The organism is Pseudomonas solani (assembly GCF_026072635.1).
Taxonomy (GTDB): Bacteria; Pseudomonadota; Gammaproteobacteria; order Pseudomonadales; family Pseudomonadaceae; genus Metapseudomonas; species Metapseudomonas solani.
Map to the genome: position 1 here is coordinate 5,220,191 of NZ_AP023081.1, position 26,743 is coordinate 5,246,933.

22 protein-coding genes are annotated in these 26,743 nt (G+C 66.6%); 14 read left to right on the plus strand and 8 right to left on the minus strand.

Annotated features, from left to right (window positions below; genetic code table 11):
* Window positions 1-337: 337 nt before the first annotated feature.
* The gene (gene cra, locus PSm6_RS23920) at window positions 338-1,327 is read right to left on the minus strand and encodes a catabolite repressor/activator (RefSeq protein ID WP_265168424.1); all 990 of its coding nucleotides are present in this window, start codon (window positions 1,325-1,327) and stop codon (window positions 338-340) included.
* A 210-nt stretch (window positions 1,328-1,537) separates the two neighbouring features.
* Here cra and ptsP point away from each other — a divergent pair, with 210 nt between their 5' ends.
* From ptsP to PSm6_RS23950, 6 genes are all read left to right on the plus strand, one after another.
* Complete coding sequence (ptsP, locus tag PSm6_RS23925) at window positions 1,538-4,408, plus strand: phosphoenolpyruvate--protein phosphotransferase (protein ID WP_265168425.1); 2,871 nt, start codon at window positions 1,538-1,540, stop codon at window positions 4,406-4,408.
* Window positions 4,408-5,364: a 1-phosphofructokinase gene (gene pfkB / locus PSm6_RS23930; protein WP_265168426.1), complete on the plus strand. Its 957-nt coding sequence runs from the start codon at window positions 4,408-4,410 to the stop codon at window positions 5,362-5,364. The genes ptsP and pfkB overlap by 1 nt, the downstream gene beginning before the upstream one ends.
* Window positions 5,361-7,076, plus strand: a complete 1,716-nt coding sequence (locus tag PSm6_RS23935) for a fructose-specific PTS transporter subunit EIIC (protein ID WP_265168427.1) — start codon at window positions 5,361-5,363, stop codon at window positions 7,074-7,076. Before pfkB ends, PSm6_RS23935 begins: the two co-directional genes overlap by 4 nt.
* Window positions 7,077-7,184: 108 nt before the next feature.
* Entirely contained in the window at window positions 7,185-8,003 is an 819-nt protein-coding gene (locus tag PSm6_RS23940) for a shikimate 5-dehydrogenase (RefSeq protein ID WP_021222879.1), read from the plus strand.
* A 22-nt stretch (window positions 8,004-8,025) separates the two neighbouring features.
* Window positions 8,026-8,421 (plus strand): GFA family protein, encoded by a 396-nt coding sequence (locus PSm6_RS23945; RefSeq protein ID WP_021222880.1) that lies wholly within the window; start codon window positions 8,026-8,028, stop codon window positions 8,419-8,421.
* A gap of 167 nt (window positions 8,422-8,588) precedes the next feature.
* Entirely contained in the window at window positions 8,589-9,725 is a 1,137-nt protein-coding gene (locus PSm6_RS23950; protein ID WP_265168428.1) for an IS481 family transposase, read from the plus strand.
* 385 nt (window positions 9,726-10,110) lie between these two features.
* Here the strand turns inward: PSm6_RS23950 and PSm6_RS23955 are convergent, their stop codons facing one another.
* Window positions 10,111-11,013, minus strand: a complete 903-nt coding sequence (locus PSm6_RS23955) for a hypothetical protein (RefSeq protein ID WP_265168429.1) — start codon at window positions 11,011-11,013, stop codon at window positions 10,111-10,113.
* Between the two features lie 208 nt (window positions 11,014-11,221).
* Between PSm6_RS23955 and PSm6_RS23960 the strand changes: the two genes are divergently transcribed.
* Entirely contained in the window at window positions 11,222-12,445 is a 1,224-nt protein-coding gene (locus tag PSm6_RS23960) for a DUF1444 domain-containing protein (RefSeq protein WP_265168430.1), read from the plus strand.
* A gap of 461 nt (window positions 12,446-12,906) precedes the next feature.
* Window positions 12,907-13,236 (plus strand): BRO-N domain-containing protein, encoded by a 330-nt coding sequence (locus PSm6_RS23965; protein WP_021220783.1) that lies wholly within the window; start codon window positions 12,907-12,909, stop codon window positions 13,234-13,236.
* A 129-nt stretch (window positions 13,237-13,365) separates the two neighbouring features.
* Here the strand turns inward: PSm6_RS23965 and PSm6_RS23970 are convergent, their stop codons facing one another.
* The 5 genes from PSm6_RS23970 to PSm6_RS23990 all read right to left on the minus strand — a co-directional run bounded on the left by PSm6_RS23970 (window position 13,366) and on the right by PSm6_RS23990 (window position 17,663).
* The gene (locus PSm6_RS23970) at window positions 13,366-13,875 is read right to left on the minus strand and encodes a demethoxyubiquinone hydroxylase family protein (RefSeq protein ID WP_265168431.1); all 510 of its coding nucleotides are present in this window, start codon (window positions 13,873-13,875) and stop codon (window positions 13,366-13,368) included.
* Between the two features lie 37 nt (window positions 13,876-13,912).
* Window positions 13,913-14,383 carry a hypothetical protein gene (locus PSm6_RS23975; RefSeq protein ID WP_265168432.1) on the minus strand — a complete coding sequence of 157 codons (471 nt, stop codon included), beginning with the start codon at window positions 14,381-14,383 and terminating at the stop codon, window positions 13,913-13,915.
* A gap of 76 nt (window positions 14,384-14,459) precedes the next feature.
* Window positions 14,460-15,092, minus strand: coding sequence for a DUF2931 family protein (locus tag PSm6_RS23980; protein WP_265168433.1), 633 nt, complete (start codon window positions 15,090-15,092; stop codon window positions 14,460-14,462).
* A gap of 88 nt (window positions 15,093-15,180) precedes the next feature.
* Window positions 15,181-15,813: a DUF2931 family protein gene (locus PSm6_RS23985; RefSeq protein WP_265168434.1), complete on the minus strand. Its 633-nt coding sequence runs from the start codon at window positions 15,811-15,813 to the stop codon at window positions 15,181-15,183.
* Window positions 15,810-17,663, minus strand: coding sequence for a type VI secretion system family protein (locus tag PSm6_RS23990; protein WP_021220781.1), 1,854 nt, complete (start codon window positions 17,661-17,663; stop codon window positions 15,810-15,812). Before PSm6_RS23990 ends, PSm6_RS23985 begins: the two co-directional genes overlap by 4 nt.
* A 426-nt stretch (window positions 17,664-18,089) precedes the next feature.
* Here PSm6_RS23990 and PSm6_RS23995 point away from each other — a divergent pair, with 426 nt between their 5' ends.
* The 6 genes from PSm6_RS23995 to PSm6_RS24020 all read left to right on the plus strand — a co-directional run bounded on the left by PSm6_RS23995 (window position 18,090) and on the right by PSm6_RS24020 (window position 26,140).
* A complete protein-coding gene (locus PSm6_RS23995; RefSeq protein WP_031288220.1) occupies window positions 18,090-18,794 on the plus strand; it encodes an ABC transporter ATP-binding protein in 705 nt (234 codons plus the stop codon).
* Window positions 18,791-20,002: an ABC transporter permease gene (locus PSm6_RS24000; protein ID WP_265168435.1), complete on the plus strand. Its 1,212-nt coding sequence runs from the start codon at window positions 18,791-18,793 to the stop codon at window positions 20,000-20,002. The genes PSm6_RS23995 and PSm6_RS24000 overlap by 4 nt, the downstream gene beginning before the upstream one ends.
* Window positions 19,995-21,482, plus strand: coding sequence for a TolC family protein (locus PSm6_RS24005; protein WP_021220778.1), 1,488 nt, complete (start codon window positions 19,995-19,997; stop codon window positions 21,480-21,482). Before PSm6_RS24000 ends, PSm6_RS24005 begins: the two co-directional genes overlap by 8 nt.
* A complete protein-coding gene (locus tag PSm6_RS24010) occupies window positions 21,472-22,725 on the plus strand; it encodes an efflux RND transporter periplasmic adaptor subunit (RefSeq protein ID WP_021220777.1) in 1,254 nt (417 codons plus the stop codon). Before PSm6_RS24005 ends, PSm6_RS24010 begins: the two co-directional genes overlap by 11 nt.
* Window positions 22,726-24,010: 1,285 nt before the next feature.
* Window positions 24,011-24,496 (plus strand): alkane oxidation protein activator PraA, encoded by a 486-nt coding sequence (praA, locus tag PSm6_RS24015; RefSeq protein ID WP_031288216.1) that lies wholly within the window; start codon window positions 24,011-24,013, stop codon window positions 24,494-24,496.
* 195 nt (window positions 24,497-24,691) lie between these two features.
* Complete coding sequence (locus tag PSm6_RS24020) at window positions 24,692-26,140, plus strand: outer membrane protein transport protein (RefSeq protein ID WP_043244719.1); 1,449 nt, start codon at window positions 24,692-24,694, stop codon at window positions 26,138-26,140.
* A 308-nt stretch (window positions 26,141-26,448) separates the two neighbouring features.
* Here PSm6_RS24020 and PSm6_RS24025 read toward each other — a convergent pair whose 3' ends face one another.
* A complete protein-coding gene (locus tag PSm6_RS24025) occupies window positions 26,449-26,670 on the minus strand; it encodes a DUF3203 family protein (RefSeq protein ID WP_021220774.1) in 222 nt (73 codons plus the stop codon).
* Window positions 26,671-26,743 lie beyond the last annotated feature (73 nt).

Here is a 26,743-nt window from a genome sequence, read left to right on the forward strand (position 1 = left end):
GCAGCCGCAGCCACGTGCCGGCTGCGGGTCTTCGCGGCTGAAGCCGCTCCCACAAGGAGAGCCCGCTGCGACGCCAACCTCGGGAGGTGGTCCGGGCGTAGGGTGGATGACGCTCTTTTCATCCACCGGCGGTGTGGTCGGGAAGCGCGGAGTCAAGGCAGTCCTGCGGCCTGCTTGGCGACTGAAGTCGCCCCTACGGGGTCGTGCCACGGTGGGCGGTTTTTTGTGGGAGCGAATTCATTCGCGATGATCCCGTCTCGGGCTGAAGCCAGGGCTACGGCAGCCGTGCAGGGCGGGTGAGCCCCGCTAAACCACACCGGGTAACGCGATGCATCCTTCAGCCTCCGCGCCTCACCTGCAACCTTCGCGGTATCGCCAGCACCCCTGGCTGGTAGTCCCCGGCGATGGCCTGCAGCGTCCGATCCAGCACCTGTTCGGCGATCAGCTCGTGTTGCTGGCGCATGGAGTTCACTGGCAGCGGCAGGAAGTCCAGCAGCTGGGTGTCGCCGAAGGTGGCGAGTTGCAGCTGCTGCGGCCAGGCGCCCCGTTCGCGCAGCACATCCAGCACGCCGGCCAGCAGCACGTAGGCGGTGGTCACCAGTGCATCCGGCAGGTGGCCCTGGCGCTCCAGCAGGCCCAGCATCAGTTGTCGGCCGCACTCGCGGCTGAACTCGGCGCCATGTTCCACCCGCGCCTCGCCCCCGAAGCCGGCGAGCGCGGCACGGAAGCCCGCCTCGCGGTCGCGGCTGATGGGCAGCTCCGGCCGCGCGCCGAGCAACGCCACCTGGCGCGGCGGCGGGTTCAGCAGGCTGCGGGTGAGCAGTTGCGCCGCCTGGTGGTCATCGCTCACCACCGAGCAGAAACGCCCCGGGGCCAGCTCGCGGTCGACGGCGATCACCGGCAGCCCGGCATCCAGCAATGCACCCAGGCTCGGGTCCTGGGGTGGCAGGCAGCTGGCGACGATCAGCGCATCGCAACGCCGCGCACTGAAGAGCTGCAGCAGCTGGCGCTCGCTCTCCGGCTCGTCGTCGGAGCTGGCGATCAGCAACTGGTAGCCCCGGGTCCGTGCCTGTTGTTCCAGCAGCTTGGCCAGGCGCGCATAGCTGGGGTTTTCCAGGTCCGGGAGGATGAAGGCCAGGGTGCGCGTCTGCCCACGGCGCAAGCCGGCGGCATGGGGATCGGGGCGGTAACCGTGGGCATCGACCACCGCGCGCACCCGCTCCACGGTGGCGGGGGAGATGCGTTTCTCCTCGGCCTTGCCGTTGACCACATAGCTGGCGGTGGTGACCGAAACCCCGGCCAGCCGGGCGATGTCACTGAGTTTCAAGGGGCGACTCCTCGTGGGGTGCGCGTTTCATCGGTCGGGCTTCAAGCGGCGAAGAATATCGAGTAACGTGCCGCCCTGGATTAGTGAAACGATTCAGCACGGCTTTTGTCCAGATAGCAACCACCCTCTGCCAAGGGTTGGGCAGCGCCTAAGCTGAAGGTTCATCGCACAACGACAACAGGGCCTGAAGGCCCGCGTGGAGGAAACGGCATGCTCGAACTGACCCCGGCTCTGGTGTCCATGGGCCTGGCGGCGGCGGACAAGGCCGCAGCCCTGCAACTGGTGGCCAGCCGCCTGGTGGACGACGGGCTCGCCGCCGAAGGCTACCTGGCCGCGCTGCAAGCCCGTGAAGGGCAGGGCTCCACCTACCTCGGCCAGGGCCTGGCCATTCCCCACGGCACCCCGCAAACCCGGCACATGGTCCACGCCACCGGCGTGCGCCTGCTGCACTTCCCCGAGGGCGTGGACTGGGGCGACGGCCAGCGCGTGTACCTGGCCATCGGCATCGCCGCGAAATCCGACGAACACCTGCGCCTGCTGCAACTGCTTACCCGTGCCCTGGGCGAAGGTGACCTGGGCGCCGAGCTGCGCCGCGCCGAAACCGCCGACGCCATCATCGCGCTGCTCCAGGGCGGCCCCGGCGAGCTGGCGCTGGACGAACAGCTGGTGACGCTCGGCAGCGCCGCCGAAGACTTCGACGAACTGGCCCTGGAAGGCGCGCGCCTGCTGCGTCGTGCCGGCTGCGTGGACAAGGGCTATGCCACCCAGCTGTTGCAGGGCGACGCGCTGCCCCTGGGCGCAGGCCTCTGGTGGCTGGACAGCAGCCACGCAGTGAACCGCCCCGGGCTGGCCTTCGTCGCGCCGCGCACGCCGCTGCGCCACCAGGGCCAGTCGCTGGCCGGGCTGTTCTGCCTGGCCAGCCGAGGTGACGCCCACGTGGCGCTGCTGGAGCGGCTCTGCGCACTGCTTATCGAAGGGCGCGGTTCCGAATTGGCCCAGGCCGCCGACCGCCGCCGGGTGCTGGAAACTCTGGCCGGCGACGCCACCGCCGAGTGGCCCAGCCTGCGCGTACCCCTGGCCAACGCCCACGGCCTGCACGCCCGCCCGGCCAAGGAGCTGGCGCAACTGGCCCAGGGCTTCGCCGGGGAGGTGCGGGTGCGCATCGCCGACAGCGGCCTGCCCGCGGTCAGTGCGCGCAGCCTGAGCAAGCTGCTGGGTTTGGGTATCCGCCGTGGCCAGGTGCTGGAGCTGCTGGCCGAACCGGGCATCGCCGACCAGGCCCTGCCGGTGCTGCGCCAGGCGGTGGAGCAAGGCCTGGGCGAGGAGGTGGAGCCCCTGGCCGCCGGTTCGACCGCCAGCACCGAACAGCCTGAATCCGAGACCGAGGAAACCACTCCCGGCGCACCCGCTCCGGGCAGCCTGCTCAACGCCGTGCCGGCCGCGCCCGGCATCGCCATCGGCCCGGCCCATGTGCGTGTCGCGCGGGCCTTCGACTACCCCGCCCGTGGCGAATCCCCGGCCAGCGAGCGCAAGCACCTGCACCAGGCATTGGCCCAGGTGCGCGCGGAGATCGAGGCCCTGGTGGAGCGCAGCGAGGTGAAGGCCATCCGCGAGATCTTCATCACCCACCTGGAAATGCTCGCCGACCCGGGCCTGGGCGATGAGGTGGAGGCACGCCTGCAACGCGGCGAGAGTGCCGCTGCCGCCTGGGCCAGCGTGATCGGCACCGCCGCCGCCCAGCAGGAATCCCTGCAGGATGCGCTGCTGGCCGAGCGCGCCGCCGACCTGCGCGACGTCGGCCACCGCGTGCTGGCCAAGCTCTGCGGCGTCGAGGACCAGGCCGAGCCCGAGCAGCCCTATGTGCTGGTGCTGGACGAAATGGCGCCCTCCGATGTCGCCCGGCTGGACCGCACCCGCGTGGCCGGCATCCTCACCGCGCGCGGTGGCGCCACCTCCCACAGCGCCATCGTCGCCCGCGCCCTGGGCATTCCCGCCCTGGTCGGCGCCGGGGCCGGGGTGCTGGCCCTGGAGCCGGGCACGCCGCTGCTGCTGGACGGCGGCCGTGGCCGCCTGGTGGTGGCACCGGAGCAGGCCCTGCTGGAGCGCGCCCGTGCCGAGCACCAGGACCGCGAGCGCCTGCTGCGCGAGGCCGAGGCGCACAAGAACGAACCGGCCCGAACCCGCGACGGCCACCGGGTGGAGGTCTGCGCCAACCTGGGCGACGCTGCCGGCGCCGTGGCGGCGGTGGAGCAGGGCGCCGAAGGCGTCGGCCTGCTGCGCACCGAATTCATCTTCATGGCCCATTCCCAGGCGCCCGACCTGGCGAGCCAGGAGGCCGACTACCGCAAGGTGTTCGACGCCCTCGACGGCCGCCCGCTTGTGGCGCGCACCCTCGATGTGGGTGGCGACAAACCCTTGCCCTATTGGCCCATCGCCCATGAGGAAAACCCCTTCCTCGGCCTGCGCGGCGTGCGCCTGACCCTGCAGCGGCCCAAGGTGATGGAGACCCAGTTGCGCGCCTTGCTGCGTGCCGCCGACGGTCGCCCGCTGCGCATCATGTTCCCCATGGTCGGCAGCGTTGCCGAATGGCGCCAGGCCCGCGACATGGCCCTGCGCCTGGCGGAGGAAATCCCCCAGGCCGACCTGCAGCTGGGGATCATGGTCGAGGTGCCGTCCGCGGCGTTGCTGGCCCCAGTGCTGGCCCGCGAGGTGGACTTCTTCAGCATCGGCACCAATGACCTGACCCAGTACGCCCTGGCCATCGACCGTGGCCACCCGACGCTCTCGGCCCAGGCCGATGGCCTGCACCCGGCCGTGCTGCAACTCATCGAGCTCACCGTGCGCGCCGCCCATGCGCGGGGCAAATGGGTGGGCGTGTGCGGCGAGCTGGCCGCCGACCCGCTGGCGGTGCCGCTGCTGGTGGGGCTGGGGGTGGACGAACTCAGCGTCGCGGCGCGCAGCGTGCCCGAGGTCAAGGCGCGCATCCGCGAGCTCAGCCTGGCCGACGCCCAGGAACTGGCGGGCGTGGCGCTGGCGGCGGAAAGCGCCGAAGCGGTACGCGCCCTGGCGGAGAAATTCTGATGGCACGCATCCTCACGCTCACCCTCAACCCGGCGCTGGACCTCACCCTGCGCCTGCCGCGCCTGGAGCCCGGTGCGGTCAACCGGGGCCAGGCGCTGGTCAGCCACGCCGCCGGCAAGGGCCTCAACGTCGCCCAGGTGCTGGCCGACCTGGGCCACTCCCTCAGCGTCAGCGGCTTCCTCGGCGCCGGCAACGCCCAGCCCTTCGAAGCGCTGTTCGCCCGGCGCGGCTTCCACGACGCTTTCGTCCGCGTCGAGGGCGAAACCCGCAGCAACCTCAAGCTGGCCGAAGACGACGGCCGCATCACCGACATCAACGGCCCCGGGCCGGAGGTGGACGCAGCGGCAAAAGACGAACTGCTGCGCCGCATCGACGCCCTGGTGCCCGGGCACGACCTGGTGGTGGTGGCCGGTAGCCTGCCACGGGGCGTGGACGCCGACTGGTTCGCTGCGCTGCTGCGGCGCCTGCATGGGCTGGGCGCACGGGTGGCGCTGGACAGCAGCGGGGCGGCCCTGCGCGCCGGGCTTGCCAGCGCGCCCTGGCTGGTCAAGCCCAACGCCGAGGAGCTGGCCGACGCCTGTGGCCGCCCTCTCGACGAGTTGGCCGCACAGGCCGAGGAGGCCGCGCGCCTGCAGGCCGCCGGCATCGAACACCTGGTGCTGTCCATGGGTGCCGAGGGCGTGCGCTGGTTCAACCGGGGGCAGGCCCTGCAGTCGCGCCCGCCCAAGGTGAAGGTGGCCAGCACCGTGGGCGCCGGCGATTCGCTGCTGGCGGGCATGGTCCACGGCCTGCTGGCCGGCTGGCCCGCCGAGCGCACCCTGGCCCACGCCACCGCCATCGCCGCCCAGGCAGTGACGCAGATCGGTTTCGGCATCAATGACCGGGCGCAACTGGCCGCGCTGGAAAGCGCGGTGCGCGTGCAGCCCGTAGAAGAACAACACGAGGTACCCCGATGAAATTCGCCCTTGTCACCGCCTGCCCCAATGGCGCGGTCAGCAGCCTGATCAGCGCGCGCCTGCTGGAAGGCGCCGCCCGCCGCCTGGGCTGGACACCCGGGGTGGAAATGCCCGGCGGCGAGCCCCTGTCCGCCGAGGCCGTGGCCGATGCCGACTGGGTGCTGGTGGTGAAGACCGGCCCGCTGGACCTCGCGCGCTTCGCCGGCAAGCGCCTCTACCTGGCCACCCCGGCCGAGGCCCTGCACGAGCCGCAAGCCTTCCTCCAGCGTGCCGAGCGCGAGGCCCAGGTACGGGCCGAGCAGGCCGCGCCCGTGCCTGCCGTGGCCAGTGAGCGGCCACGCCTGGTCGCCGTCACCGCATGCCCCACGGGCGTCGCCCACACCTTCATGGCCGCTGAAGCGTTGAAGCAGGCCGCCGCGCGCCTGGGCATGGAACTGCAGGTGGAAACCCAGGGCTCGGTGGGGGCCCGCGACCCGCTGCCGGCCGAAGCCATCGCCGCTGCCGATGTGGTGCTGCTGGCCACCGATATCGAAGTGGACACCGCCCGCTTCGCCGGCAAGCGCGTCTACCGCTGCAGCACCGGCGTCGCCCTCAAGCAATCCGAAGCCACCCTGCGCAAGGCCCTGGCTGATGCCCAGGTGCAGCAGGCCGGCAAGCCCGGCAGCCCCCAGGCCGAGGGCCAGGGCGAAGCCAAAGGCGTGTACAAGCACCTGCTCACGGGCGTGTCCTTCATGCTGCCGATGGTGGTGGCGGGCGGCCTGCTGATCGCCCTGTCCTTCGTCTTCGGCATCGAGGCCTTCAAGGAGCAGGGCACCCTGGCCGCCGCGCTGATGCAGATCGGCGGCGACACCGCCTTCAAGCTGATGGTGCCGCTGCTGGCCGGCTACATCGCCTATTCCATCGCCGACCGCCCGGGCCTGGCGCCGGGGATGATCGGCGGGCTGCTGGCCGCCACACTGGGCGCAGGCTTCATCGGCGGCATCATCGCGGGCTTCCTCGCCGGCTACTCGGCCAAGGCCATCAGCCGCTGGGTGAGGCTGCCGCAGAGCCTTGAGGCGCTCAAGCCCATCCTCATCATCCCGCTGCTGGCCAGCCTGATCACCGGGCTGGTGATGATCTACGTGGTCGGCAAACCGGTGGCCGGCATGCTCGCCGCGCTGACCCAGTTCCTCGACGGCATGGGCAGCACCAACGCCATCCTCCTGGGCGTGTTGCTGGGCGGGATGATGTGCGTCGACCTCGGCGGGCCGATCAACAAGGCCGCCTATGCCTTCTCCGTCGGCCTGCTGGCCTCCCACAGCTACGCGCCCATGGCCGCCACCATGGCGGCCGGCATGGTGCCCCCCATCGGCCTGGGCATCGCCTGCCTGCTGGCGCGGCGCAAGTTCGCCCAGAGCGAGCGCGAGGCCGGCAAGGCGGCGCTGGTGCTGGGGCTGTGCTTCATCTCCGAGGGTGCCATTCCCTTCGCCGCCAAGGACCCGCTGCGGGTGATCCCCGCCAGCATCGCCGGCGGCGCGCTCACCGGCGCGCTGTCGATGTACTTCGGCTGCAAGCTCATGGCGCCCCACGGCGGGCTGTTCGTCATGCTCATCCCCAACGCCATCAACCACGTGCTCGCCTACCTGCTGGCCATCGTCGCCGGCAGCCTGGTCACCGGCCTGCTCTATGCCGCGCTCAAGCGCGGCGATAGCCAGGAGTTAGTGCCCTCGTAGGATGGGTAGAGCGGAGTGAAACCCATGCGGCGGTGCCTCGCACCCGATGGGTTTCGCCGGGCTCTACCCATCCTACGGACTCGTCCACCTTCCCCACGGAGCCACGCAATGCCCCGCACCCTGAACAAGGACACCCGCCTGTGCATGTCGCTGTCGGGCCGCCCCGGCAATTTCGGTACGCGCTTCCACAACTCGCTCTACGAGCAACTGGGCCTGGACTACGTCTACAAGGCCTTCACCACGGCAGACCTGCCGGCCGCCATCGGCGGCATCCGCGCGCTGGGCATCCGGGGCTGCGCGGTGTCGATGCCGTTCAAGGAAGCCTGCATCGCCCACCTCGATGAGCTGGATTCCTCGGCGGCGGTGATCCAGTCGGTCAACACCATCGTCAACGACGACGGCCACCTCAAGGGCTACAACACCGACTACCTGGCGGTGGCCAGCCTGCTGCGCAGCCACGGCGTCGACCCGCAGGCGGACTTCGCCCTGCGCGGCAGCGGCGGCATGGGCAAGGCGGTGACCTTCGCCCTGCGTGACAGCGGTTTCGCCAACGGCACCCTGGTGGCGCGCAACGCGTCACGGGGCCAGGCCCTGGCCGCGACGTGCGGCTACGAATGGCAGGCGGAGCAGGGCGAGCTGCGCCCGCGCCTGCTGGTGAACGTGACCCCCATCGGCATGGAGGGCGGCCCCGAGGCCGGGCAGCTGGCCTTCGACGAGGCCACCATCGACGCCGCGGAGGTGATCTTCGACGTGGTCGCCATTCCCGTGGAAACCCCGCTGATCCGCACCGCCCGTGCCCTCGGCAAGCGGGTGATCACCGGTGGCGAAGTCATCGTCCTGCAAGGGGTGGAGCAGTTCGTGCTATACACCGGCATCCGCCCCAGCGCCGAACAGATCGCCGAGGCCGCCGCCTTCGCGCGCAGCTGAGGCCGCCACGAGGAGCACGTCGATGATCAAGCAGCTTGGCAACACCCCGATCCTCCCCATCCACCGCGCCAGCTGCCACTGCGGCGCCGTGGTGCTGGAGCTGACCCTGCCGGACGGGGTGGTGGACCCGCGCCGCTGCGACTGCTCCATGTGCCGGCGCAAGGGCGCCATCGTCGCCAGCGTGCCGCTGGCCGGGCTGCGCGTGGTGCAGGGCGCCGACGTGCTCACGCTCTACCAGTTCAACACCCTCGCTGCACGGCATTACTTCTGCTCCCGCTGCGGCATCCACACCCACCACCAGCGCCGCTCCAACCCGCATCAGTACGGCTTCAACGTCGGCTGCCTGGAGGGGGTCAACCCCTTCGACCTGGGCGAAGTGCCCACCAGCGACGGGGTCAACCACCCGGCCGATCGCTGAATGGGACCGTCTGCTGTGCCTGCGATGATTCGAGCTGAGGATTCGGCAGGATGAGCTCGTGCCGTAGGGTGTGCTGCGTGTTCAGCCGGGGGACATAGGTGACAGGTGTCGGGAGACATAGGTAACGCATTTAGGCTTACGGAATCCTTCGAAGAGGAGTTCGAGCGATGCCGTGGCAGGAGTGCACCACCATGTCGATACGACGTGAATTCGTACTGTTGGCCCAACACCCGCAGAGCAACATCCGGGAGCTCTGTCGACGCTACGGCATCAGCCCCAAGACGGCTTACAAATGGCTGGAGCGATATCAAGAACTGGGTGATTCCGCTCTGCAGGACCAATCCCGTCGTCCGCTGACGAGTCCTGGACGCAGCAGCGCCGAGCTGGAGCGAGAGGTGGTGCGCCTGCATCACCAATTCCCTTATTGGGGCGCTCGCAAGCTGCTCCATCTGTTGCCAAAGGCCATGGATCGCCCTCATCACAGCACCCTCGATGCGATTCTTCGGCGCCATGGCTGCCAGGTGCGCTATCACGCCGAGGACGTACAGGCGCCAGCTACCCATCGCTACGAGCACAAGCGGCCAAACGAGCTCTGGCAGATCGACTTCAAGGGCAACTTCCATCTTTCGGACCGCAACTCACCACGTTGCCACCCGCTGACGGTACTCGATGACCATTCACGCTTTGCGCTCTGCCTGGAGGGCTGTGAAGGGGAACGCCTGGAGCTGGTGCGCCCCAAGCTGGCCACGGTTTTCCGTCGCTATGGGCTGCCATGCCGGATAACGGCCGACAACGGCCCGCCCTGGGGCTCAAACATCGAGGGCGGCCTATCTGCGATGGAGGTCTGGCTGATGCGCCTAGGCATCGACGTCAGTCATAGCCGCCCTTACCACCCACAGACCCAAGGCAAGCTTGAGCGTTTCCATCAAACCCTCAAGCATGAGCTGCTGCATCGCAGCTTCAGTGACATGGAGCACTGCCAGCGCGTGATGGACCAATGGCGAGACCAGTACAACCAACAACGACCTCATGAGGCGCTGGGCCAGTTACCACCGATATCGCGCTATCAGCCAAGCCTAAGGGCGTACCCGGAGCAATTGCCGGAAATCGAGTACGAGCCGGAGGACAAGGTGCTCAAGGTAGGGGGAACCGGACAGGTGCAATTCAAAGGGAAAAGCCGGTTCGTCGGTGGTGGGTTATTGGGCGAGCGAATCGCAATACGCCCCACCGGTGTGGATGGTGTCTACGATGTGATTTTCATCCATAAGACAATCCGCCAGTTCGACCTGAGAGAGAAGAAGTAACGACCATCAACCCGTTACCCATGTCTCCCGACAAGCGTTACCCATGTATCCCGGCTAAACACCGTGCGCACCGCCGCTCGGTGCCTCCGGCGAGTCCCAGGTGCGCGCAGCACACCCTACGTCCGGAGTAAGGGGTGGCTTCACACTCCAAGGTTGGGTTGTGCCGCTTCCAGAACGCCAAAAGCGAAGCCACGTTCCCCAAACGCGGGTGTCAGCATCGTGATGCGACTCCGCTCCACGCACAAAACACAAAGGCCGCTGTCCTCCCGGAGCAGCGGCCTTTTCGTTGTCATCGCGGCTCAGGTGAGCAGGGCGATGAGGATGATGATCGGGATCGGGACACCCAGGAACCAGAGCAGTAGCGAGCGCATGGTCGTTTCCTCGTTCAGCGAAGGGGGGCGGGGCGGTGGTAGGCGAGGCTGTCGGTCACCGTGTCGCGGCTGCGGCCACCGCGGGTGGCGGCGAAGCTGGCGGTGAAGGCTCCGATGAGCAGGGCGACGAACATCCACAGCGAGGCGTGGATGCCGGCCTTACGGGCGGCGTCGGCAGCCTGGCGGGCGTCGGTCACCGCTTGCTGGGCCATGGCGTGCACCTGCTCGACACGGGCCTGGGCCTCGGCCTGGGAGAGGTTGGTGCGCTGGGCCACCAGGCGCACCAGGTAGTCGTGGTCCTCGGGGCTCAGCTGACCACCTTCGGCCAGGCTGCGCACGAAGATGCGCGACACCACGCCGTGGGCGGCATCGTCCACGGTGGGGGCGGGGCGATCGTCGCGGAACAGGGTGTCCACGTAGTAGCCATAGGGGTTCTGCGCATCGTCGCTGGCACCGGGTGCGCTACCGGCGCTGGCACCGGCTGCCACGGCCGCGCCGGCCTGCACGCCGCCGCCCACCAGGTTGCCGACGGTACCCACCAGCAAGGCAGCAGTGACCAGGGTCGCCACGGCCCAGGCGAGGAAGCCGTGGGCGGTGTCGCGGAAGAACACCTCATCACCGTGCAGGCGGCTCCAGCGCAACCTCAGGCGCCCGGCGAGGTAGCCGCCCAAGCCGGCGGCGGCCAGTTGGGTGAAGGCCAGCCAGGCGATACTGGCAAAGCCCAGCCCCTCGGCGCTGATGCCCTCGTGTTGCCAGGGCGAGATGGCCGCGAAGCCGAGGCCGAAGCCCAGCAGCACGAGGATCAGGGACAGCGCGGCGGCAGCCGCCGCGCCAGCGAATACCGCGCTCCAGGAGACGCCCGAAGCGTCGGTGACTTCCAGGGCGGTTGCGTAGGCATCAGAAGTGGTGGTGTTCATCGTCGTGTCCTTGTTCGGAGGCTCAACGCCGTGACCGCCAGGGGCGGCGGCCGCCGTACCTTTTTGTATGGCACTCATGGCTTTGGGTGCCGGAAGGCGAACAAAGGTTCAGGGATTATCTTGCGTGCGCCCCATGCATCGGCGTGCTGGTGCGGCGGCATCCGCTCCTCTAAAGTTCGGCGACGCTTTTTCATCGTTTGGTATCGCCATGGGATTTCTGGATTTCCTGTTCAACCGCAAGCCCTCCCCGGATGACTTCGCCGTGCTCTTCGAGTCGGCTGCGCGCAAGGCCGGCTTCAAGGGTGAGCTGACCTATCGCCCCCGGGAGTTCCGCCTGGTGTATGGCGAAAGCGCCTTCTTCAACCTGCACAACGCCTACCGTGAGTACTGCAGCCAGCGTGGCGCGCGGCGCCGCGAAACCCTGAACAACTACATCGCCGCACTCTGCGAAAACCAGCGCAGCCGCGCGCTGCCCCTGGACGAGGCGCGCCCATTGCTGCTGCCGGTGATCCGTAGTCGCGGCATGATCGAAGAGCTGCGCCTGCACCAGGTGCGCACCGAAGGCGACGACCTGGACTTCAGCCCCGTCTACCTGCCCATGGGCGATGACGCCGTGGTGCTGCTGGCCATCGACCACCCCGAATCCACCGCCACCCTGGTGCAGGGCCCCGACAAGAGCTGGGGCATCACCCTGGAAGAGGGCCTGGCCATCGCCCTGACCAACCTGCGCGACACCACCGCCGACAACTTCGTCGAGGTGGTGCCGGGGCTGTTCCGGGGCGACTGGAATGACAGCTACGACATCAGCCGCATCTTCCTGCCCGATGTGCTCGAGCGCCTGCCGCTCAAGGGCCGGCCCGTGTTCATGGTGCCCAGCCGCGAAACCCTGCTGGTGACCGGGGATCACGACGGTCACGCGCTCGCCGCCATGGTCGAGCTGGGCCTGCAGGCGGCCAGCGAAGGCCGCGCCATCTCCACCGGGCTGTACTGCTACGAGGACGGCAAGGTGGCGACCTACCCGGTGCAGCATCCGCTGCTGCAGGCCCGCCTGGCGCGCATGCGCTACCTCACCACCAAGAACGAATACGACACCCAGAAGCACGCGCTGGACCTGATCCACCAGGAGAACAGCACCGACATCTTCGTTGCCAACTACCAGCTGTACGCCGCCCAGGAAGACCCCGACCAGCTGTTTTCCATCGCCAGCTGGACCGAGGGCGTGGACAGCCTGTTGCCCCGTGTCGACCGCCTGGTGCTGGTGCGCCCCAACGAAGACTGCAGCGACGCCGAGACCCGCGCCGTTTCCTGGGAACAGGCCATGGCGCTGCTGGGCGACCTGCTCGAAGAAGCCCCCGGTTTCTACCCGCCGCGCTACCGCACCCTCGGCTTCCCCGAACCCAGCCGCGCCGAGCTGCTGGATGAGGTGAACTAGCCGGCCTGGCCCAACACTGCTGCGCTCGATGTGGGGGCGCGCCGCGGCTGGCGGCTTTCGTAGGATGGTGTAGAGCGAAGCGAAACCCATGCGGCGGCGGTGGCAGCAACCCCCGGGCGACCGAACAGCACCGTGTTTGAGGGCAGGCGTCACAACCAACAGCGAACGCAGAAAGCGCCTTATGGAAAACGCCTACAAGGCAACGCCGTTGCGAGCCTACAAAGGGCTTGGATAGGGTTCCGCCGCTGCTTTCCACAGAAAGCGGTCGGGTGTGGAAGCCTGGGTAACAATGGAAATTGTGCGCGCCATAGCGACGTCTGGCGTCGGCAGTCTATGGCGGACCGTGTGAGTGGGCTCGCGCCCAGCCGGTTTTCGCGTGATTTCCCCGGTACTTCCACCTCGCACGGTCCGCCACCCTTCATGCAGTAGGTGGCGGCTCTATCACAGGATGGAGTACTGCCATGACCCTTCCCGAGATCACCCCTCGCATCTTCCTGCGTCACCAGCGTCAACTGCGCGCTTTCCTCATGGGCCACGAAGCCTGGTTTTCCACCCGCGACCTGCGCCGCCTGCTCAACACCGATATCAACCGCCGGACCCTGTTCCGCCTCTGCGACGACCAACACCGCCGCGTGCGCCTGCGCACCGCCAACGGCTGGTTCGAAGAGGAGGCGGTGGTGAGCGAATCCGGCCTGCATGATCTGCTCAGCGTCTACTGCTTCCACCCGGAAAACCGCATGCTGCGGCGCTGGGTCAGCCAGGAAGTGGTCGCGGTGCTGCGCGTCGGTTGAGCGGCCTCCCAGGCAATGCACCCAGCGGTGCGTTGCCAAGCCTGCCCCGGGCTGAAGCCCGGACTACGTCGCCGGCTTGGCACATAGGTTGGCGCCGAGCCTGCGAGGCCCAACGCAGCGGTGCGTCGATCAGAGGCGCAGGCCGAGCTGGATGACCGCTTCGGTGCTCAGCCGCACCAGTGGCGCCAGCGAATAGGTCCAATGACCGCCGGCGAGCTCTTCCCACTCATCGTGATGCTGCTGTTCTTCCGCGAGGATCGAGCCGATACAGGCGCTGGCGGCGGGGTCCTGATCGGCCAGGGTCGCCAACTGTTCGTCGAGATGCCGCAGCACCACATGCTCCACAGCCGCCGTAGTCGTGGCGATGGCCCGCTGGCCCAGCAACCCGGTGATCAGCCCGAGCAGCAGTCCACCTCCTGCGCACAGCCAGTAGCTGCGGCAGCGTGAAACGCCGCGCTGTGCCAGTTCGGCGCGAAACACTTCACGGTGGCCGCGCTCGTGCTCGCGGAACTCCCGCAACCGGTCGACCAGGGACGGCGCCATCAGGCGCGCCATGAATATCTGCCCGCTGTAGATGCATACCGCACCCATTTCGCCGGCGTGGTTGACCTTGAGGAAGCGGCTGCCGGTGTTCAACACAGGGGCTCCGAGAGGCGGGCGGTGAGATGAGGTCGGTTCAGAACACCACTCGCGGCCGGAATACCGGGCGGCCACCGCCACAGCCACCGTACCTGCACAGGATGCTGTTGCCCGCCTCGGTGGGCAGCAGCTGCACGTTGGCCTCGGCGTCGAAGGCGATTCGGTAGCGGCTGGCGGCCAGGTTGGACAGCGGCACCATGAGCTGGGCGCGGCCGCAATCGCCGGCTTCGACGGCCAGGTCCCATTGGCCGTAGGGGAGTTGGAAAGCGGCCGACTCCGCAATCTCCAACTGCACGGCGAGCTGGCCATTGATGTAGACGCTGGCCAGGCATTTGCGCCCCCACCAGGCATCGTCGCGGTTGACGATCAGGTACTGGCTCGGCTCGGCCGGTGTTTCCTGATAGGCGAACAACCGCTCTGGCGGAACCGGCCAGGTCTGGTTGGCGGGGATCTGTTTGCTTTGGCAAGCGGTGAGCAGCAGGTAGCAGAGCAGCAGGAGAGGGCGCATGGTTCATCCTTGAAGAGGTAGTGCCGGGCGTGACTATACCCGGCAGCCAGGCGCCGGAGAATTGGATCGCTAACGATTACCAGGATTCATAAGGGATGCTGTGTTGCTTGATATAGGCCGCCGATTCAGGCTCAAGTGCGGGCCAGGCGTACTGCCCATTGGTTTCGCCCTGTGACGGCCCCAGTGGCTCGACCTTGGCCTGGTAGCGCCCGATCTCAATGTTCGCCAGGCACGGCCCACCCACCCAGGCCTTGGCGATGCCACCGGGGGCCATGCCGATGGAGACGATCTTGCGGTAGTCGGTCTCCCAGCTTTTGGAGCCTTGGCAGTAGATCCGTTGCGGCTTGACCATCTCATCGCGCACCCACTGCGGAATATCGATGCGCAGCTTGTAGGTCTGGGGTTCCACCAGGGACTGCCAGCGCACGAACAGCGTTTCGGGCAAGTCGACATTTGAAACTTGCTTCATACCACCCCCTCCTTTGTGCCAACCCAGCGGGTTGTTGGTATAGGCGGGTACCCCGGCACGAATGCGGAAGTACGCCAGTCCTCGGCGATCAATGACATCCACGCTTTCGACCCAGACCTCCATAAAACGCGGCGCGGCAAGACCAACGTACCAGTAGTCATAGGGCAGCCTCGGCCGGCCGGAGCCTGCCGCGCAACCGGCCAGGGCAAGGATGATAAGGGCCAGCAACAGGCGCTTCATTGCGGGTACCCCGCTTGCGGTTTGTTGTCGAGGATGAAGCGGGCGTCGGGGAGCCGGTCTGCCAGCCGGCCCCCTGCCCAGGCAGCGATTACCAGGACTCATAAGGGATGCCGTGTTGCTTGATATAGGCCTGCGCGGTATCAGTGGGTGGGCGGTAGTAGCGCCCATTGGAGTGGCCCTCGTAGGGGCCCCTCGTATCGACCTTGGCCCGGTAGCGCCCGATCTCGATATTCGACAGGCATGGCCCACCCACCCAGGCCTTGGCGATGCCACCGGGGGCCATGCCGATGGAGATGTCGAAACGATACTGGTTGTCTCGCCATTGCTTTCGTCCCGAGCAGTAAGCCCGTTGTGGCTTGACCATCTCGTCGCGCACCCACTGCGGGATATCGATGCGCAGCTTGTAGGTCTGCGGTTCCACCAGGGACTGCCAGCGCACGAACAGCGTTTCGGGCAAGTCGACATTGCTGACCGGCATCATCTTCCCGCCACCGTCGTACCAGCCGGGCGTCTTGTCGTTGTAGGCCACTACACCGCCGTGGATATCGAAGTACGCATAACCACGGCGATCGATGACATCCACGCTTTCTACCCAGACCTCCATGAAGCGGGGTGCGCCTATCCCGACATACCAGTAGTCATAGGGCAGCCTCGGCCGGCCGGAGCCTGCCGCGCAACCGGCCAGGGCAAGGATGACAAGGGCCAGCAGCAGGCGCCTCATTGCGGGTACCCCGCTTGCGGTCGGTTGTTGAAGACCAGCCGCAGGTTGGGTGCAGGTTTACTGATCAGTAGCCCCTTGTTCGGTGTCCAGTGGGCGGACAGGTGGATGTAGCGTGCCCACAGGTGGTGCAGGTCGTCCGGGCCCAGCTGGGACGGGGCACCTTGAACATAGGCGAGGACTTTCTCGGCGATTGGGCGTAGATCGGCAGGCAGTCCAAAACGCGGGTCATCGTCGTTGATCGCATCGAAAGGCACCCCATGCTTCACCCCCAGCTCACGCATGGCGCGCAAGGCCACCCGCGATAACTCGCCACGCACCTTTCGCTGTAGCACGACACCGACCAGGGCTTGCAGGCCGGTTCGCTCCTGATCGGGGTGGGTGCCCTGGACCGGCCAGGCGTTGATCCGGATTTCGCCATCGCCGGGCAGGCCGAGGGACTGGAGGCGGCTGACTTCGTGCTGGGCCTCCAGCCAGGCCGGGGTGGCTTCCAGCGGTTGGCCGGGGCGTTCCGTTGCCAGGCGCGGTTGGGAGGCCATCAGGCGCTCTTCCATCAGCGGCGGATAGCCGCCCCCGATATCCGAATGGACGCCTGGCAGGCTGATTTCCTGGTGATGCGGGGCCACGCTGTTGAGCGCGAAGTTCCAGCGCCGCTCGGAACCTGCCACCAGCTGGACCACCTTGCGCGCGCAGCCGGGAGGCAAGTAGAGGTTGATGCCGGGGTTGGCGGCGTTGGCCGGGCTCCAGTCGCCCCGCAGCGGGTCGACCGTCGCCGCCACTGTATCGAACAGGCCGATGAAGTTGAGGCGGCTATCGCGCTGCCAGTCGAAGCCTCTGGCCAGGCCGAACCGGCCGGCCTGGAGCACCTCGGCCAGCACGCCTCCATCGGGCTTGAGCACTTCGTTGGCGAAGTGGCGAGCTGCCGCCGCGCCACGACTGAAACCGAAGAGATCGAATTCCAGCGCACGGATCTGGATGCCTGGGTTGGTTTTATCAAAGCGATCGAGTTGATCGGCTATCAATGTCGGGCTCTGTGCCACCCGATGCAGGATACCGGTATCCCCCCGCCCGCTGGCCTGGGCCGGCAGTACGGAGTCCGACCCGCCGCTGGTAGTGCCAATGCCTTCCAGGTACACAGGGACGTAGCCGGTATCGGCTTCTGGCCCCAAGTGTATGGTCGTGTTGTCCTGATACAGCCTGCTCAGATGCGCCACATTGCTCGGCGCATTGCCATAGCTGTCGTCAGGCACTTTGCGGAAGAAACCGCCCTCGTCAGGGTCACGGTAACCGTAGCGGGCGCAGTGGCTGATGATGGCGCTCAGTGCCCCTTCGTCGAACTGCTGGCGATCCTCGCGCCTGCACTGTTCGGTGAGTGCCGAGTTGGCTTGGTTGTTACCGGTGCCATCGAAGAACAGACCCAGGCGCAGCGTGATGCCGACATCCTTCTGTTCTTTCTCTGCCGTCTTTTCCGCGAGTTGGTTGTTCCTGGGCGGAAGGCCTGCAGGGCGCACGGTGGCAAGCGGGGCTGCGGCCAGAGCGGGAGCGGCGCGTGCTGCGGCCGGGCTGGCGGTGGTCTCCTTGCGGTAGACCGCGTCGTACAGCGTGGGGATGAAGGTGGCACGGCAGGGGCAACTGCTGATGCTGTCCAGGCTGCCCGCCACCAACCGACCGCTGCTTTGGATGAACGAGACCCCTCCCATGATCGTGTAGATGCCCGGGTGTTTGCCGCAGGTGACGCGGTCCCCCATGCGAGCGTGAGCAATTCCGAACATGTTGACGAGGTTGTCCGCCTCGATCACCACACCGCCACAACTGGTCTTGTCGCCTCGGCGGATGAAATAGCCGGTTGCCATGTCGATTCCCTTTCCGTTGTCGTTGAACGGTGCCCAAGCGCCTGGTACGCCTGGCCGTGAACCGCGCCAGCAGCCCGAAATCGGGGCAGGGCGCGAGGGCTCAAGGCTCGGGATGTGGCAAAGGAAAGGAAATCGGAAAGGGCTGAAGGTGGGGCGTGTCCTGTCCGTAAAGGCTCGACGCATCTGGCCGGGCCTGGAAGGCACGCAATGAGCTGAAGGGTTGGCTGTCAGGTTGAGTGGGGCAATTCCGACCCTTCGCCAAACTAAAGATTGGCTATACCTGCTGTGGGTTCCTGGCCTTACTGGCGGGTGTTAATTATCTGAGCCAGGGCTCTGGCATCCCGAGTGGCCTGCCTTTTTCCACGGGATGGGAACGGAACCCCTGTATCGGTCCGCTAAAGGATGCAGGTCAGCGGAAACATGGACATGTTGAACAACAATAACGAGCGGCTCATCCGCCTGCGGGATATCGAAAAGCGCTATCGGCTCGCCGAGCAGGAGCTGCGCATCCTCAGTGGGGTCTCCCTGGAGATCGCCCGGGGCGAGAGCTGCGCCATTCTCGGCAGTTCCGGTTCGGGCAAGAGCACGCTGCTGAACATTCTCGGCCTGCTCGACCTGCCCAGTAGCGGCTTCTACCACCTGGGTGGCCACGATGTATTCACGGCCAGCCCGGATGACCTGGCGGCGCTGCGCAACCGCCTGATCGGCTTCGTCTTCCAGAGCTTCAACCTGCTGCCCCGGCTCAGCGCGCTGGACAACGTCGCCTTGCCCCTGAGCTACCGCGGCGTGGCCCTGCGCGAGTCTCGTGAGCGGGCCCATGCCATGCTCGAACGGGTGGGCCTGGCGGCGCGTGCCGGGCACCTGCCGGCGGACCTTTCCGGCGGCCAGCGCCAGCGCGTGGCCATCGCCCGCGCCCTGGTGGGCGAGCCGGCGTTGATCCTCGCCGACGAGCCCACCGGCAACCTCGATGCCGCCACCGCCGAAGACATCATGCAGCTGCTGCTGGAGCTCAACCGCGCCAATGGCGTGACCCTGGTGATCGTCACCCACGACCCCGGCATCGCCGCCCGCCTGGAACGGCGCATCCGCGTGCGCGAGGGCAGGGTGGTGGACGAGGCGGTCCCGGCATGACGCTGCTGGAGTCGGCCCCGGCCCCCTCGCTGACGCAGTTGCTGCACGAGGCGCTCGGCAGCCTGCGCAACCTCGGGCGGCGCTCGTTGCTGGCGCTGCTGGGCATCGTCATGGGCAGCTGCTCGGTGATCGCCCTGTTGAACATCGGCCAGAACGCCGCCGACCAGGCCATGAGCGTGTTCCGCGAGATGGGCACCGAGGCGGTGGTGGTGCAGCTGCCTTCCGTGGCGCGGGGGAGCGACGGCCTGCCATTGGTGCTGGACGGCCCGACCATCGAGGCGAGCGTGCCCGGCATCGAGCATGTCAGCCCGCTGGTGCTCTACAGCAGCCAGGTGGTGTTCCACGGCCGCACCCGCAGCCTGGCCCTGGTGGGCGCCGATGCGTCCCTGGGCGATGCAGCGCGCTTGCGGGTGGCTCAGGGGCGTTATCTGTCGGCTTTCGATGCCCGCCAGACTTTCGTTGTGGTCGGTGCCCAGGCGGCCCTGGCGCTGGGGGTTCCGGGCGACCCGCTGCAGCTGGGCGACCGTGTGCGCATCGATGACTACCAGTTCCAGGTGATCGGCATCCTCAAGCCCCAGGGCGCTGGCGGCATCATTCCCTTTACCGCCGACGACGCGCTGTTCCTGCCGCCGGCGGGCATGGCGCGCATCAACCCGGCGCCGAGCATCAGCACGCTGATCGCCCGGGTGGTGCCGGGCAAGGACGTGGCCACCATCGGTGAGCGCCTGCTGCAACGGGTCAACCGTGAGATCGCCGGCGAGCAGAAGGGCACCCTGCAGGTGGCCCAGCAGATGATCGACGCCATGCAGCAGCAGACCCGCACCTTCACCTACCTGCTGGCGGCCCTGGGCGGCATCTCCCTGGTGGGCGGCGGGGTGGGGGTGATGAACGTGATGCTGATGAACGTCAGCGAGCGGCGCCGCGAGATCGGTGTGCGCATGGCCCTGGGTGCGCGGCGCCGCGACATCCGCAACCTGTTCCTGCTGGAGGCGGTGACGCTCACCGCCGCCGGCGCCGTTTCCGGCGCCTTGCTCGGCGTGGCTGCCGCCTGGTGCTACGCACGCCTGTGTGGCTGGGACTTCGCCCTGGCGTCCTCGGCATTGCCGCTGGGCATTGGCAGCACGCTGCTGGTGGGGCTGTTCTTCGGCCTGCACCCGGCCATTTCGGCCGCGCGCCTGCAACCGGTGGAGGCCCTGCGTGATGCGTAGCCGCCTGCTGCCCTTCGCCATGCTGATGATCATCCTCCCGGTCCAGGCCAAGCCCTGGGGCGAGGAGCGCCTGGACCCCTCGGCGCCGACCATGGAGCGCCAGGGTAACGGCCCGCTGCTCAGCGAGCAGATGGCCGACCTGTCATTGCTGGATGCGGTATTCCTCGGCCTGCGCAACAACCGCAGCATCCAGAGCAGCTACCTGCGGCGCATCGCCGAGAAGTTCGACCTGCGCGTCTCCGAAGACGTGTTCAACCCCAAGCTCTATATCACCGGCAGCTACCGGGCCAACCGCAACCACGAGGACCGCTACCGCGACGGCCGCATCGGCCCCACCGCGACCGTTCTCAACGAGTACGGCACCCAGTTCGCCCTGGGTTGGAGCAAGGGCTACAACGATGCCGACCGGGCCGGGCGCACGCGTAACGATGGCGTCGACCTGAGCATCATCCAGCCGCTGCTGCGTGGCGCCGGGCGCGAGGTGAACACCGCACCGGTGCGCCTGGCCCAGCTGTCGGAACAGGCCAACCGGCTCAACCTCAAATCCAGCGTCTCGCAGACGGTCACCGCCATCATCAGTGCCTACCGCAACCTGCTGCGCGCCCAGGAGCAGCAGCGCATCGCCCGCGCCGCCCTGGAGCGCACCCAGCAATTGGTTACGGTCAACCGCTCGATGATCGAGGCTGGGCGCATGGCCGAGTTCGAGATCGTGCAGACCGAAGCCGACCTCGCCACCCAGGAGCTGAGCGTGGAGGAGGCCGCCAACCAGCTGGATTCCTCGCGCCTGGAACTGCTGCGCCTGCTGGCCCTGGACCTGTCCTCGCAGGTGCGCGCCAGCGACGCCCTGGAGGCCGAGCGCATCGAGGTCAACCGCGAGCAGGCGGTGAAGCTGGCCGAGCAGCAGCAGCCGGACTACCTGCGGCAACTGATCAACCGCCAGCAGGCGGACATCAACCTGGTGGTGGCGAAGAACCAACGGCTCTGGGACGTTTCCCTGGAGGTGGGGGGCAGCCAGACCCAGGACCGCTACGACTACCCGCACAGCAGTGGCAGCAACCGCTCCTGGAACAGCTACGCCGGGGTGCGCGTGGACATCCCCATCGGCGACCTGACACGGCGCCAGGGCGAGGTGCAGGCGCGGGTCAATGTCGAGGACCAGGAGTTGCAGGTGGCCGATGCGCGCCAGGCCCTGGAACGCAACGTCACCGATGTGGTGCGCGACGTCGGCACCCGCTGGCGCCAGTTGGAGATCGCCAGCCGCGCCCTGGACCTGTCGCGGCGCAAGCTGGATATCGAGCGCGACAAGCTCAACGCCGGACGCTCCAGCAACTTCCAGGTGCTCAGCTTCGAGAGCGACCTGCGCAGTGCCGAGAACGCCCGCCTCAATGCGCTGATCGCCTACCTCGACGCGCAGACGCAACTGGACCTGGCCCTGGGCATGACGCTCGACAGATGGGACATCTCGCTCAATGACTACTGACCGCTCTCCGCTGGCCCGCCGTGGCCTGCTGCTCGCCGTCGCCGTGCTGGCCATTGCCGGCATCACCTGGGGCCTGCGTGATGCGCCGGGCGCGGCACCGGCCGCCCTGCGCTGGCAGCGCGTGGACCCGGCACCGCTGGAGCACAGCATCGGCCTGGTGGGGCGCATCGAGCCGGAGAAGACCCTGGCCCTGGGCGCACCCTTCGCCGGCATCGTGGCCGAGTCCCTGGTGGAGGCGGGGCAACGGGTCAAGGCCGGGCAGTTGCTGCTGCGCATGGATGTGGCTGAAACCGAGGTGCAGCAGCGCGATGCGCTGTCGGCCCTGCTCAAGGCGCGGCGCGCGGTGCAGGAGCTGAAGGACTGGGACAGCGGCGAGGAGATGTCCCGCGCCCGCCGTACCCTGCGCAGCGCCCAGCTGGCCGTGGCCAGCACCGAGAAGAAGCTCGGCCAGACCCGCGCGCTGTTCGACCGCGGCATCATCCCGCGCAACGAGCTGGAAGATCTGGAACAGCAGGAGCGCCTGCAGCATTTGGACCTCAGCGCCGCCGAGCGCGACCTGGCCCGTTCCCAGGCGCGCGGCAGTGGCGAATACCTGCAGATCGCCGAAATGGAGCTGGCCAATGCCGAGGTCAAGCACCAGGCCCTGCGCAAGCTGTTGGAAGCCAAGGACATCAAGGCGCCGTTCTCCGGCATCGTTGTCGCGGCCCCCGGCCTGAGCCTGGAGGACGCCGCGCGCGGCCCGGTGCAGGCCGGCTCCCAGGTGACCCAGGGCGCGCCGCTGTTCGGGTTGGCCAGCATCGAGCAACTGAAGATCGTCGCGCGGGTCTCCGAGCTGGACGTCAACCAGCTGCGCGAAGGCATGGCGGTGGACGTGCAGGGCGATGGCTTCGAGGGTGAGGCGTTGCATGGGCAGGTGAGCGTGGTCGGCGGCCAGGCGCTGCCGAGCACCCAGGGTGGCGCACAGTTCGAAGTGATGGTCGCCATCCCCGACCTCAGCGAGGAACAGATGCGCCGGGTGCGCCTGGGCATGAGCGCACGGCTGTCGATCCTTGCCTACCGCAACGAAGCGGCCATGGTGGTGCCGCCTGAGGCTCTGCGCAACGCAGAAGGGCGCTGGCTGCTGGACTACCGCCCCACCCTCGAACAACCCGAGCGCGAAGTGGAAGTGCGCACCGGCCGCTCCACCCCCGCCGGTGTCGAAGTCTTCGGCCTGGAGCCCGGCTTCGTCGGCGTCTCCGGCTGACCTCTGCGTTTCGCCATCCCCGCCGGGTTTCACCCGGCCTACGCCGAACCCTCATGCAAATTCCCGTAGGTTGGCGCCGAGCGTAGCGAGGCCCAACGCCGTGGAGCCCATTGAGGCGCGGATGTGTTGGGCTTCGTGCCTCAGCCCAACCTACAAGGCGTGCATACCCGGCCCACGCCGAACCCTCATGCAATCCCCGTAGGTTGGCGCCGAGCGCAGCGAGGCCCAACGCTGCCGAGCCCATCGAGGCACCGATGCGTTGGGCTTCGTCGCTCAATTCAACCGGCGAGATGCATCGGTTTTATGCCTCCAACTCGCACGATCGCGCGTATTACCCGGCTTTCTGCCCGCAGATTCGCCGTGGATGGACGCGGATTCATTTTTCGAACAATCAATTCATGCACCAGAACGATGCGGCGGATGGGCGAGTGTCCGTGATGGAAACACCCGTCAAGCCCCGAGTTGTCGGGATAGTCAGCTATATGGCGCACGACCTTTGACGCAGGTGTGTAGGAAGTTCCCGCTTTTGCGGCTTCGCTGGCAGGCTCTGGAGCGGGGGTACCCAACCTTTTGCTAGGTATGAAATGCGGTCCAGCAACCTAATCTCGTTTCCGGCGCTACCCACTGGGAAGGCACCTACAAGGGCACAAGCCCAGTGCCTCAGAACGTAGCGCCCATGAGTAACAAAACCCTGGCGAGTCGGTAATCCGAAAATCGCTACGCATTGGAACGCAGCAGGGAGGTGGCAACGGATGCTCCATTTTTCGCCTGTATCAGGCAACGCCCCTATCACTTGCCGGGAATCTGCCGCCCGGCTCCCTCGCCTCGTATCGAGCCTTGTGCCCGAGCCGATGCGTCCTTTTCGCCCTGGTGGCGGAAGCGGTGGAAACCTTCTCGCAGGCCGTTGTGTGTCCATGGCCCTGCATCGAAACGAGCGTGACTGAACAACAGCGTTGAGGAACTCGTCCGGCACTTGCTTCGGCAGGTACCGGCCCGATCAGTGCCATGCGGACGTTGTTGGATGGATGACATGACGCAGCCTGGATAGCTGCACTTCGATTGTTATGTATCCACAACGGACGTTGGCCTGGGAACTTGCCCGGAAACAGTGTGGCGTCGCCGATTGAAACCGGAATTGGAATAACGTCCGCCGGAAACTTGAAGCAGCGGGTGACTGGGCAAGTTTGAAAAGCGGTCATGGGTTAAACAGGAAGGTCTTCGTGGTGTATTCCCAGTGACCAAAAACAAAACCATGTTTTGCTTATTCAACCAAGGAACGAAAACAATGAAAATGTCCAAAATCTCCGTTGCTACCGCTGCTCTGGCTCTGTGCATGGGCGCTTCTTCGGCCATGGCCGTAACCATCACCCCGGCTAACACCGCCTTCTCCGCCAAGGGCGTTTCGGTGGTCAAGCCTGGCATCCTGCCCGCTGTGACCTGCAACGTGGAATTCATCGGCACCACCTCCGTGGGCGGCGCTGACAAAGCCACCATCACTGCCGTGAACATCACTGGCGGCGGCTTCTGCGGTGCAGCCAGCGCTGCAGGCCTGCCCTGGACCCTGACCGCTTCCAGCCTCACCGCTGGCAATGTCAGCGGCGTCAAGTTCACCGTCGCTGGTATCAACTGCAGCTCCACTCCGGTGACCGTGAACGGTGGCTGGAGCAACGCTACCAACACCCTGACCCTGACCCCGAACCAGCCGGTTGGCTCCTGCACCATCCAAAGCCTGTGGGTCAGCCCGACCCCGGCATTCACTCTGGTTCCGTAAGAGTGAGCGGCCTTCCCGTCCCCGTATGGGAAGGCCGTTTTCATTGTGATTGGAATACTGTCGCGATATGGGTTCAGCACATTCGGCAAGTAAGAAAAGTTTCGAGCCATTAGTGAGGAAGTTTGATTTTCTGAACTATTAGTTGTGCAGGACGCGCCCCGTGAGGCAGAAAATTATAATAAGCAAGGAGTTGTCATGAAGACGTATTCGAAGCGCCCCTCTCTTTTCAATTTCACGTGCAAACGCAGTTTGCTGAGTTTGGCCGTACTCAGTGCCGTTATCGGTGTTCAACAAGCCGAAGCGGGCGCTTTCGCCGTACCCACTTATGGCACTCCCGGCTGGGGCCGTGCCTTTGCCGGTGGCTCGGTGTGGAAGAACGACCCCAGCGCCGCCTTCAACAACCCGGCGGCCATGGCCTTTATCGAGCGCCCCATTGGCCAGGTGTCGGCGATCTATGCCGATATCGACATGAAATTCAAAGGGGAGGCCTATGACTATCAAGGCAACCCGCGCGTCGACACACTCGATGCCATTGCTGGCACCACCCAGGAGTTGGGGGATGGTGGCAACGGCGGCTTCAGTAAATGGCTGCCTACTCAGTTCCTGGTGATCCCGGTTGGCGACCGTTTCGCCTTTGGTCTCGGCCAAGTCGTCCCCATGGGTATGCGCAGCACCTGGGACAAGAATTTCAAGGGCAAGGACTTCGCCCTGGACACCAAGATCGAGACAGCCGCCCTGGCCGGCTCGTTGTCGTTCAAGATCGATGACCAATGGGCGGTTGGGGCCGGTGTGGTTGTCCAGCGCACCCAAGGCTTCGTCAGTCAGAACGTCGACCTGTATGCCGCTGCTGGTGCCGGTGGCGGTCTGCCAGGCGCACCGGCTGGCCTGACGAGAGCGAAAATGCGGGTCAAGGTGGATAACGTTTCGCCCGGCTGGTTCGCCAGCGTGGCCTGGAAGCCGACAGAGGTCGATACGCTTGGCCTGGCCTATCACGCCAAGATCAAGAACGAGCTGGATGGCGACTACAACTTCCACTTCAGTGATGCGGACGGGCTGGGAGGCTTTGACTCTCCGGCATTGATCGACAGCGGCATCATCGATCTGATCTATCCCGGCCTGAGCTTGAAGAGCGGTGGCGATCACGCCGAGTCGCGCATGGACATCCCGGCCATGGCCACCCTGGACTGGGTGCATGATTTCAACGACAGCTTCAGCCTGGGCGCTAGCGTGACCTGGACCGAGTGGTCGTCCTTCAAGTCCCTGAAGCTGGAGTCCCACGGCAACCTGATCGTCGACATTCCCTACAACTACAAGGACACCTGGATGTACTCGGTGGGCGGTGACTACCGCTTCAACGACCAGCTGACCCTGCGGGCAGGTGTGGCGCTGGACCAGACGCCGACCCGCAACTCCACCCGCGATGCGCGCATCCCCGACGGCGACCGCACCTTCGTCTCCCTGGGCGGCAGCTACCGCTTTGCCTCCGATCCGAACCTGAGCGTGGATGTGGCCTATTCCCGCCAGTTCGTCGACGAAGGTCGCCTGCGCACCCAGAACCAGGATCGCCTGGGCGGCGGCAGCATCGATGGCAAGGTGGAATCCAAAGGGCAGATCGTCAGCCTCTCGGCCACCTACATGTTCTAACAGGCCGTTGAAAACGCAGTCAGTTTTTCAATTGCCTGCAAAGACTGGAAATTCCCCACCTGTGCTCTCGATCGTCACCCGGTTCCCGGGGCATCGGGCCGATCAGAACAGGTGGGGAAGTTGGGGCGGGTCCGGGCTCGTGTCCTCACCACGGGTGGGCCTGCCCCCTTTTTACGTCGGCCGCCGGAAGGAATCAGCGGCCATTCTCTTTTCCCTCGGGGCATTTCCTGTGCCCGTGCAGGGTGTCTTTGCGAGGGAGCGCCTGGGCTCTCAGCCCCTCCACCCCTATGGGCAACACGGCGGCAAGCTCAATCAGCGATGACGTTGTGTCGATCATCCTTGGCGCCAGCCCCCACCAGCACCTGGGCTTCGTCTTCGCTGATCAGCGCGTCGCCCGCCGGGCTGCGGATCACCGAGGCGCGCAGGCCGTCATCGGTACTGATGACGATGTCGCGGATCGGCATCTCGCTGTGGTTGCCGTTCAGTTCGATGGCGCAGGTGCCGCCTTCCAGATCGATGTTCACGGACATGTCGTTCTCCTTGCATGGCTGAGCCTGTTGGGTAGAAGCGCTCGCGCCCGTAAAGGTTCAGGCCGGGCGACCG

What these genes read in the sequence shown, in the direction of transcription:
- PSm6_RS23945 (WP_021222880.1), top strand. Translation starts at nt 8,026, where the DNA reads ATGATCAAGCAGCTTGGCAACACCCCGATCCTCCCCATCCACCGCGCC.
- pfkB (WP_265168426.1), top strand. Translation starts at nt 4,408, where the DNA reads ATGGCACGCATCCTCACGCTCACCCTCAACCCGGCGCTGGACCTCACC.
- PSm6_RS24020 (WP_043244719.1), top strand. Translation starts at nt 24,692, where the DNA reads ATGAAGACGTATTCGAAGCGCCCCTCTCTTTTCAATTTCACGTGCAAA.
- PSm6_RS23955 (WP_265168429.1), bottom strand. Translation starts at nt 11,013, where the DNA reads ATGAACACCACCACTTCTGATGCCTACGCAACCGCCCTGGAAGTCACC.
- PSm6_RS23995 (WP_031288220.1), top strand. Translation starts at nt 18,090, where the DNA reads ATGTTGAACAACAATAACGAGCGGCTCATCCGCCTGCGGGATATCGAA.
- praA (WP_031288216.1), top strand. Translation starts at nt 24,011, where the DNA reads ATGAAAATGTCCAAAATCTCCGTTGCTACCGCTGCTCTGGCTCTGTGC.
- PSm6_RS24025 (WP_021220774.1), bottom strand. Translation starts at nt 26,670, where the DNA reads ATGTCCGTGAACATCGATCTGGAAGGCGGCACCTGCGCCATCGAACTG.
- PSm6_RS23940 (WP_021222879.1), top strand. Translation starts at nt 7,185, where the DNA reads ATGCCCCGCACCCTGAACAAGGACACCCGCCTGTGCATGTCGCTGTCG.
- PSm6_RS23935 (WP_265168427.1), top strand. Translation starts at nt 5,361, where the DNA reads ATGAAATTCGCCCTTGTCACCGCCTGCCCCAATGGCGCGGTCAGCAGC.
- PSm6_RS23985 (WP_265168434.1), bottom strand. Translation starts at nt 15,813, where the DNA reads ATGAGGCGCCTGCTGCTGGCCCTTGTCATCCTTGCCCTGGCCGGTTGC.
- PSm6_RS23990 (WP_021220781.1), bottom strand. Translation starts at nt 17,663, where the DNA reads ATGGCAACCGGCTATTTCATCCGCCGAGGCGACAAGACCAGTTGTGGC.
- PSm6_RS24005 (WP_021220778.1), top strand. Translation starts at nt 19,995, where the DNA reads ATGCGTAGCCGCCTGCTGCCCTTCGCCATGCTGATGATCATCCTCCCG.
- PSm6_RS23980 (WP_265168433.1), bottom strand. Translation starts at nt 15,092, where the DNA reads ATGAAGCGCCTGTTGCTGGCCCTTATCATCCTTGCCCTGGCCGGTTGC.
- PSm6_RS24000 (WP_265168435.1), top strand. Translation starts at nt 18,791, where the DNA reads ATGACGCTGCTGGAGTCGGCCCCGGCCCCCTCGCTGACGCAGTTGCTG.
- PSm6_RS23960 (WP_265168430.1), top strand. Translation starts at nt 11,222, where the DNA reads ATGGGATTTCTGGATTTCCTGTTCAACCGCAAGCCCTCCCCGGATGAC.
- PSm6_RS23950 (WP_265168428.1), top strand. Translation starts at nt 8,589, where the DNA reads ATGCCGTGGCAGGAGTGCACCACCATGTCGATACGACGTGAATTCGTA.
- PSm6_RS23965 (WP_021220783.1), top strand. Translation starts at nt 12,907, where the DNA reads ATGACCCTTCCCGAGATCACCCCTCGCATCTTCCTGCGTCACCAGCGT.
- PSm6_RS24010 (WP_021220777.1), top strand. Translation starts at nt 21,472, where the DNA reads ATGACTACTGACCGCTCTCCGCTGGCCCGCCGTGGCCTGCTGCTCGCC.
- PSm6_RS23975 (WP_265168432.1), bottom strand. Translation starts at nt 14,383, where the DNA reads ATGCGCCCTCTCCTGCTGCTCTGCTACCTGCTGCTCACCGCTTGCCAA.
- ptsP (WP_265168425.1), top strand. Translation starts at nt 1,538, where the DNA reads ATGCTCGAACTGACCCCGGCTCTGGTGTCCATGGGCCTGGCGGCGGCG.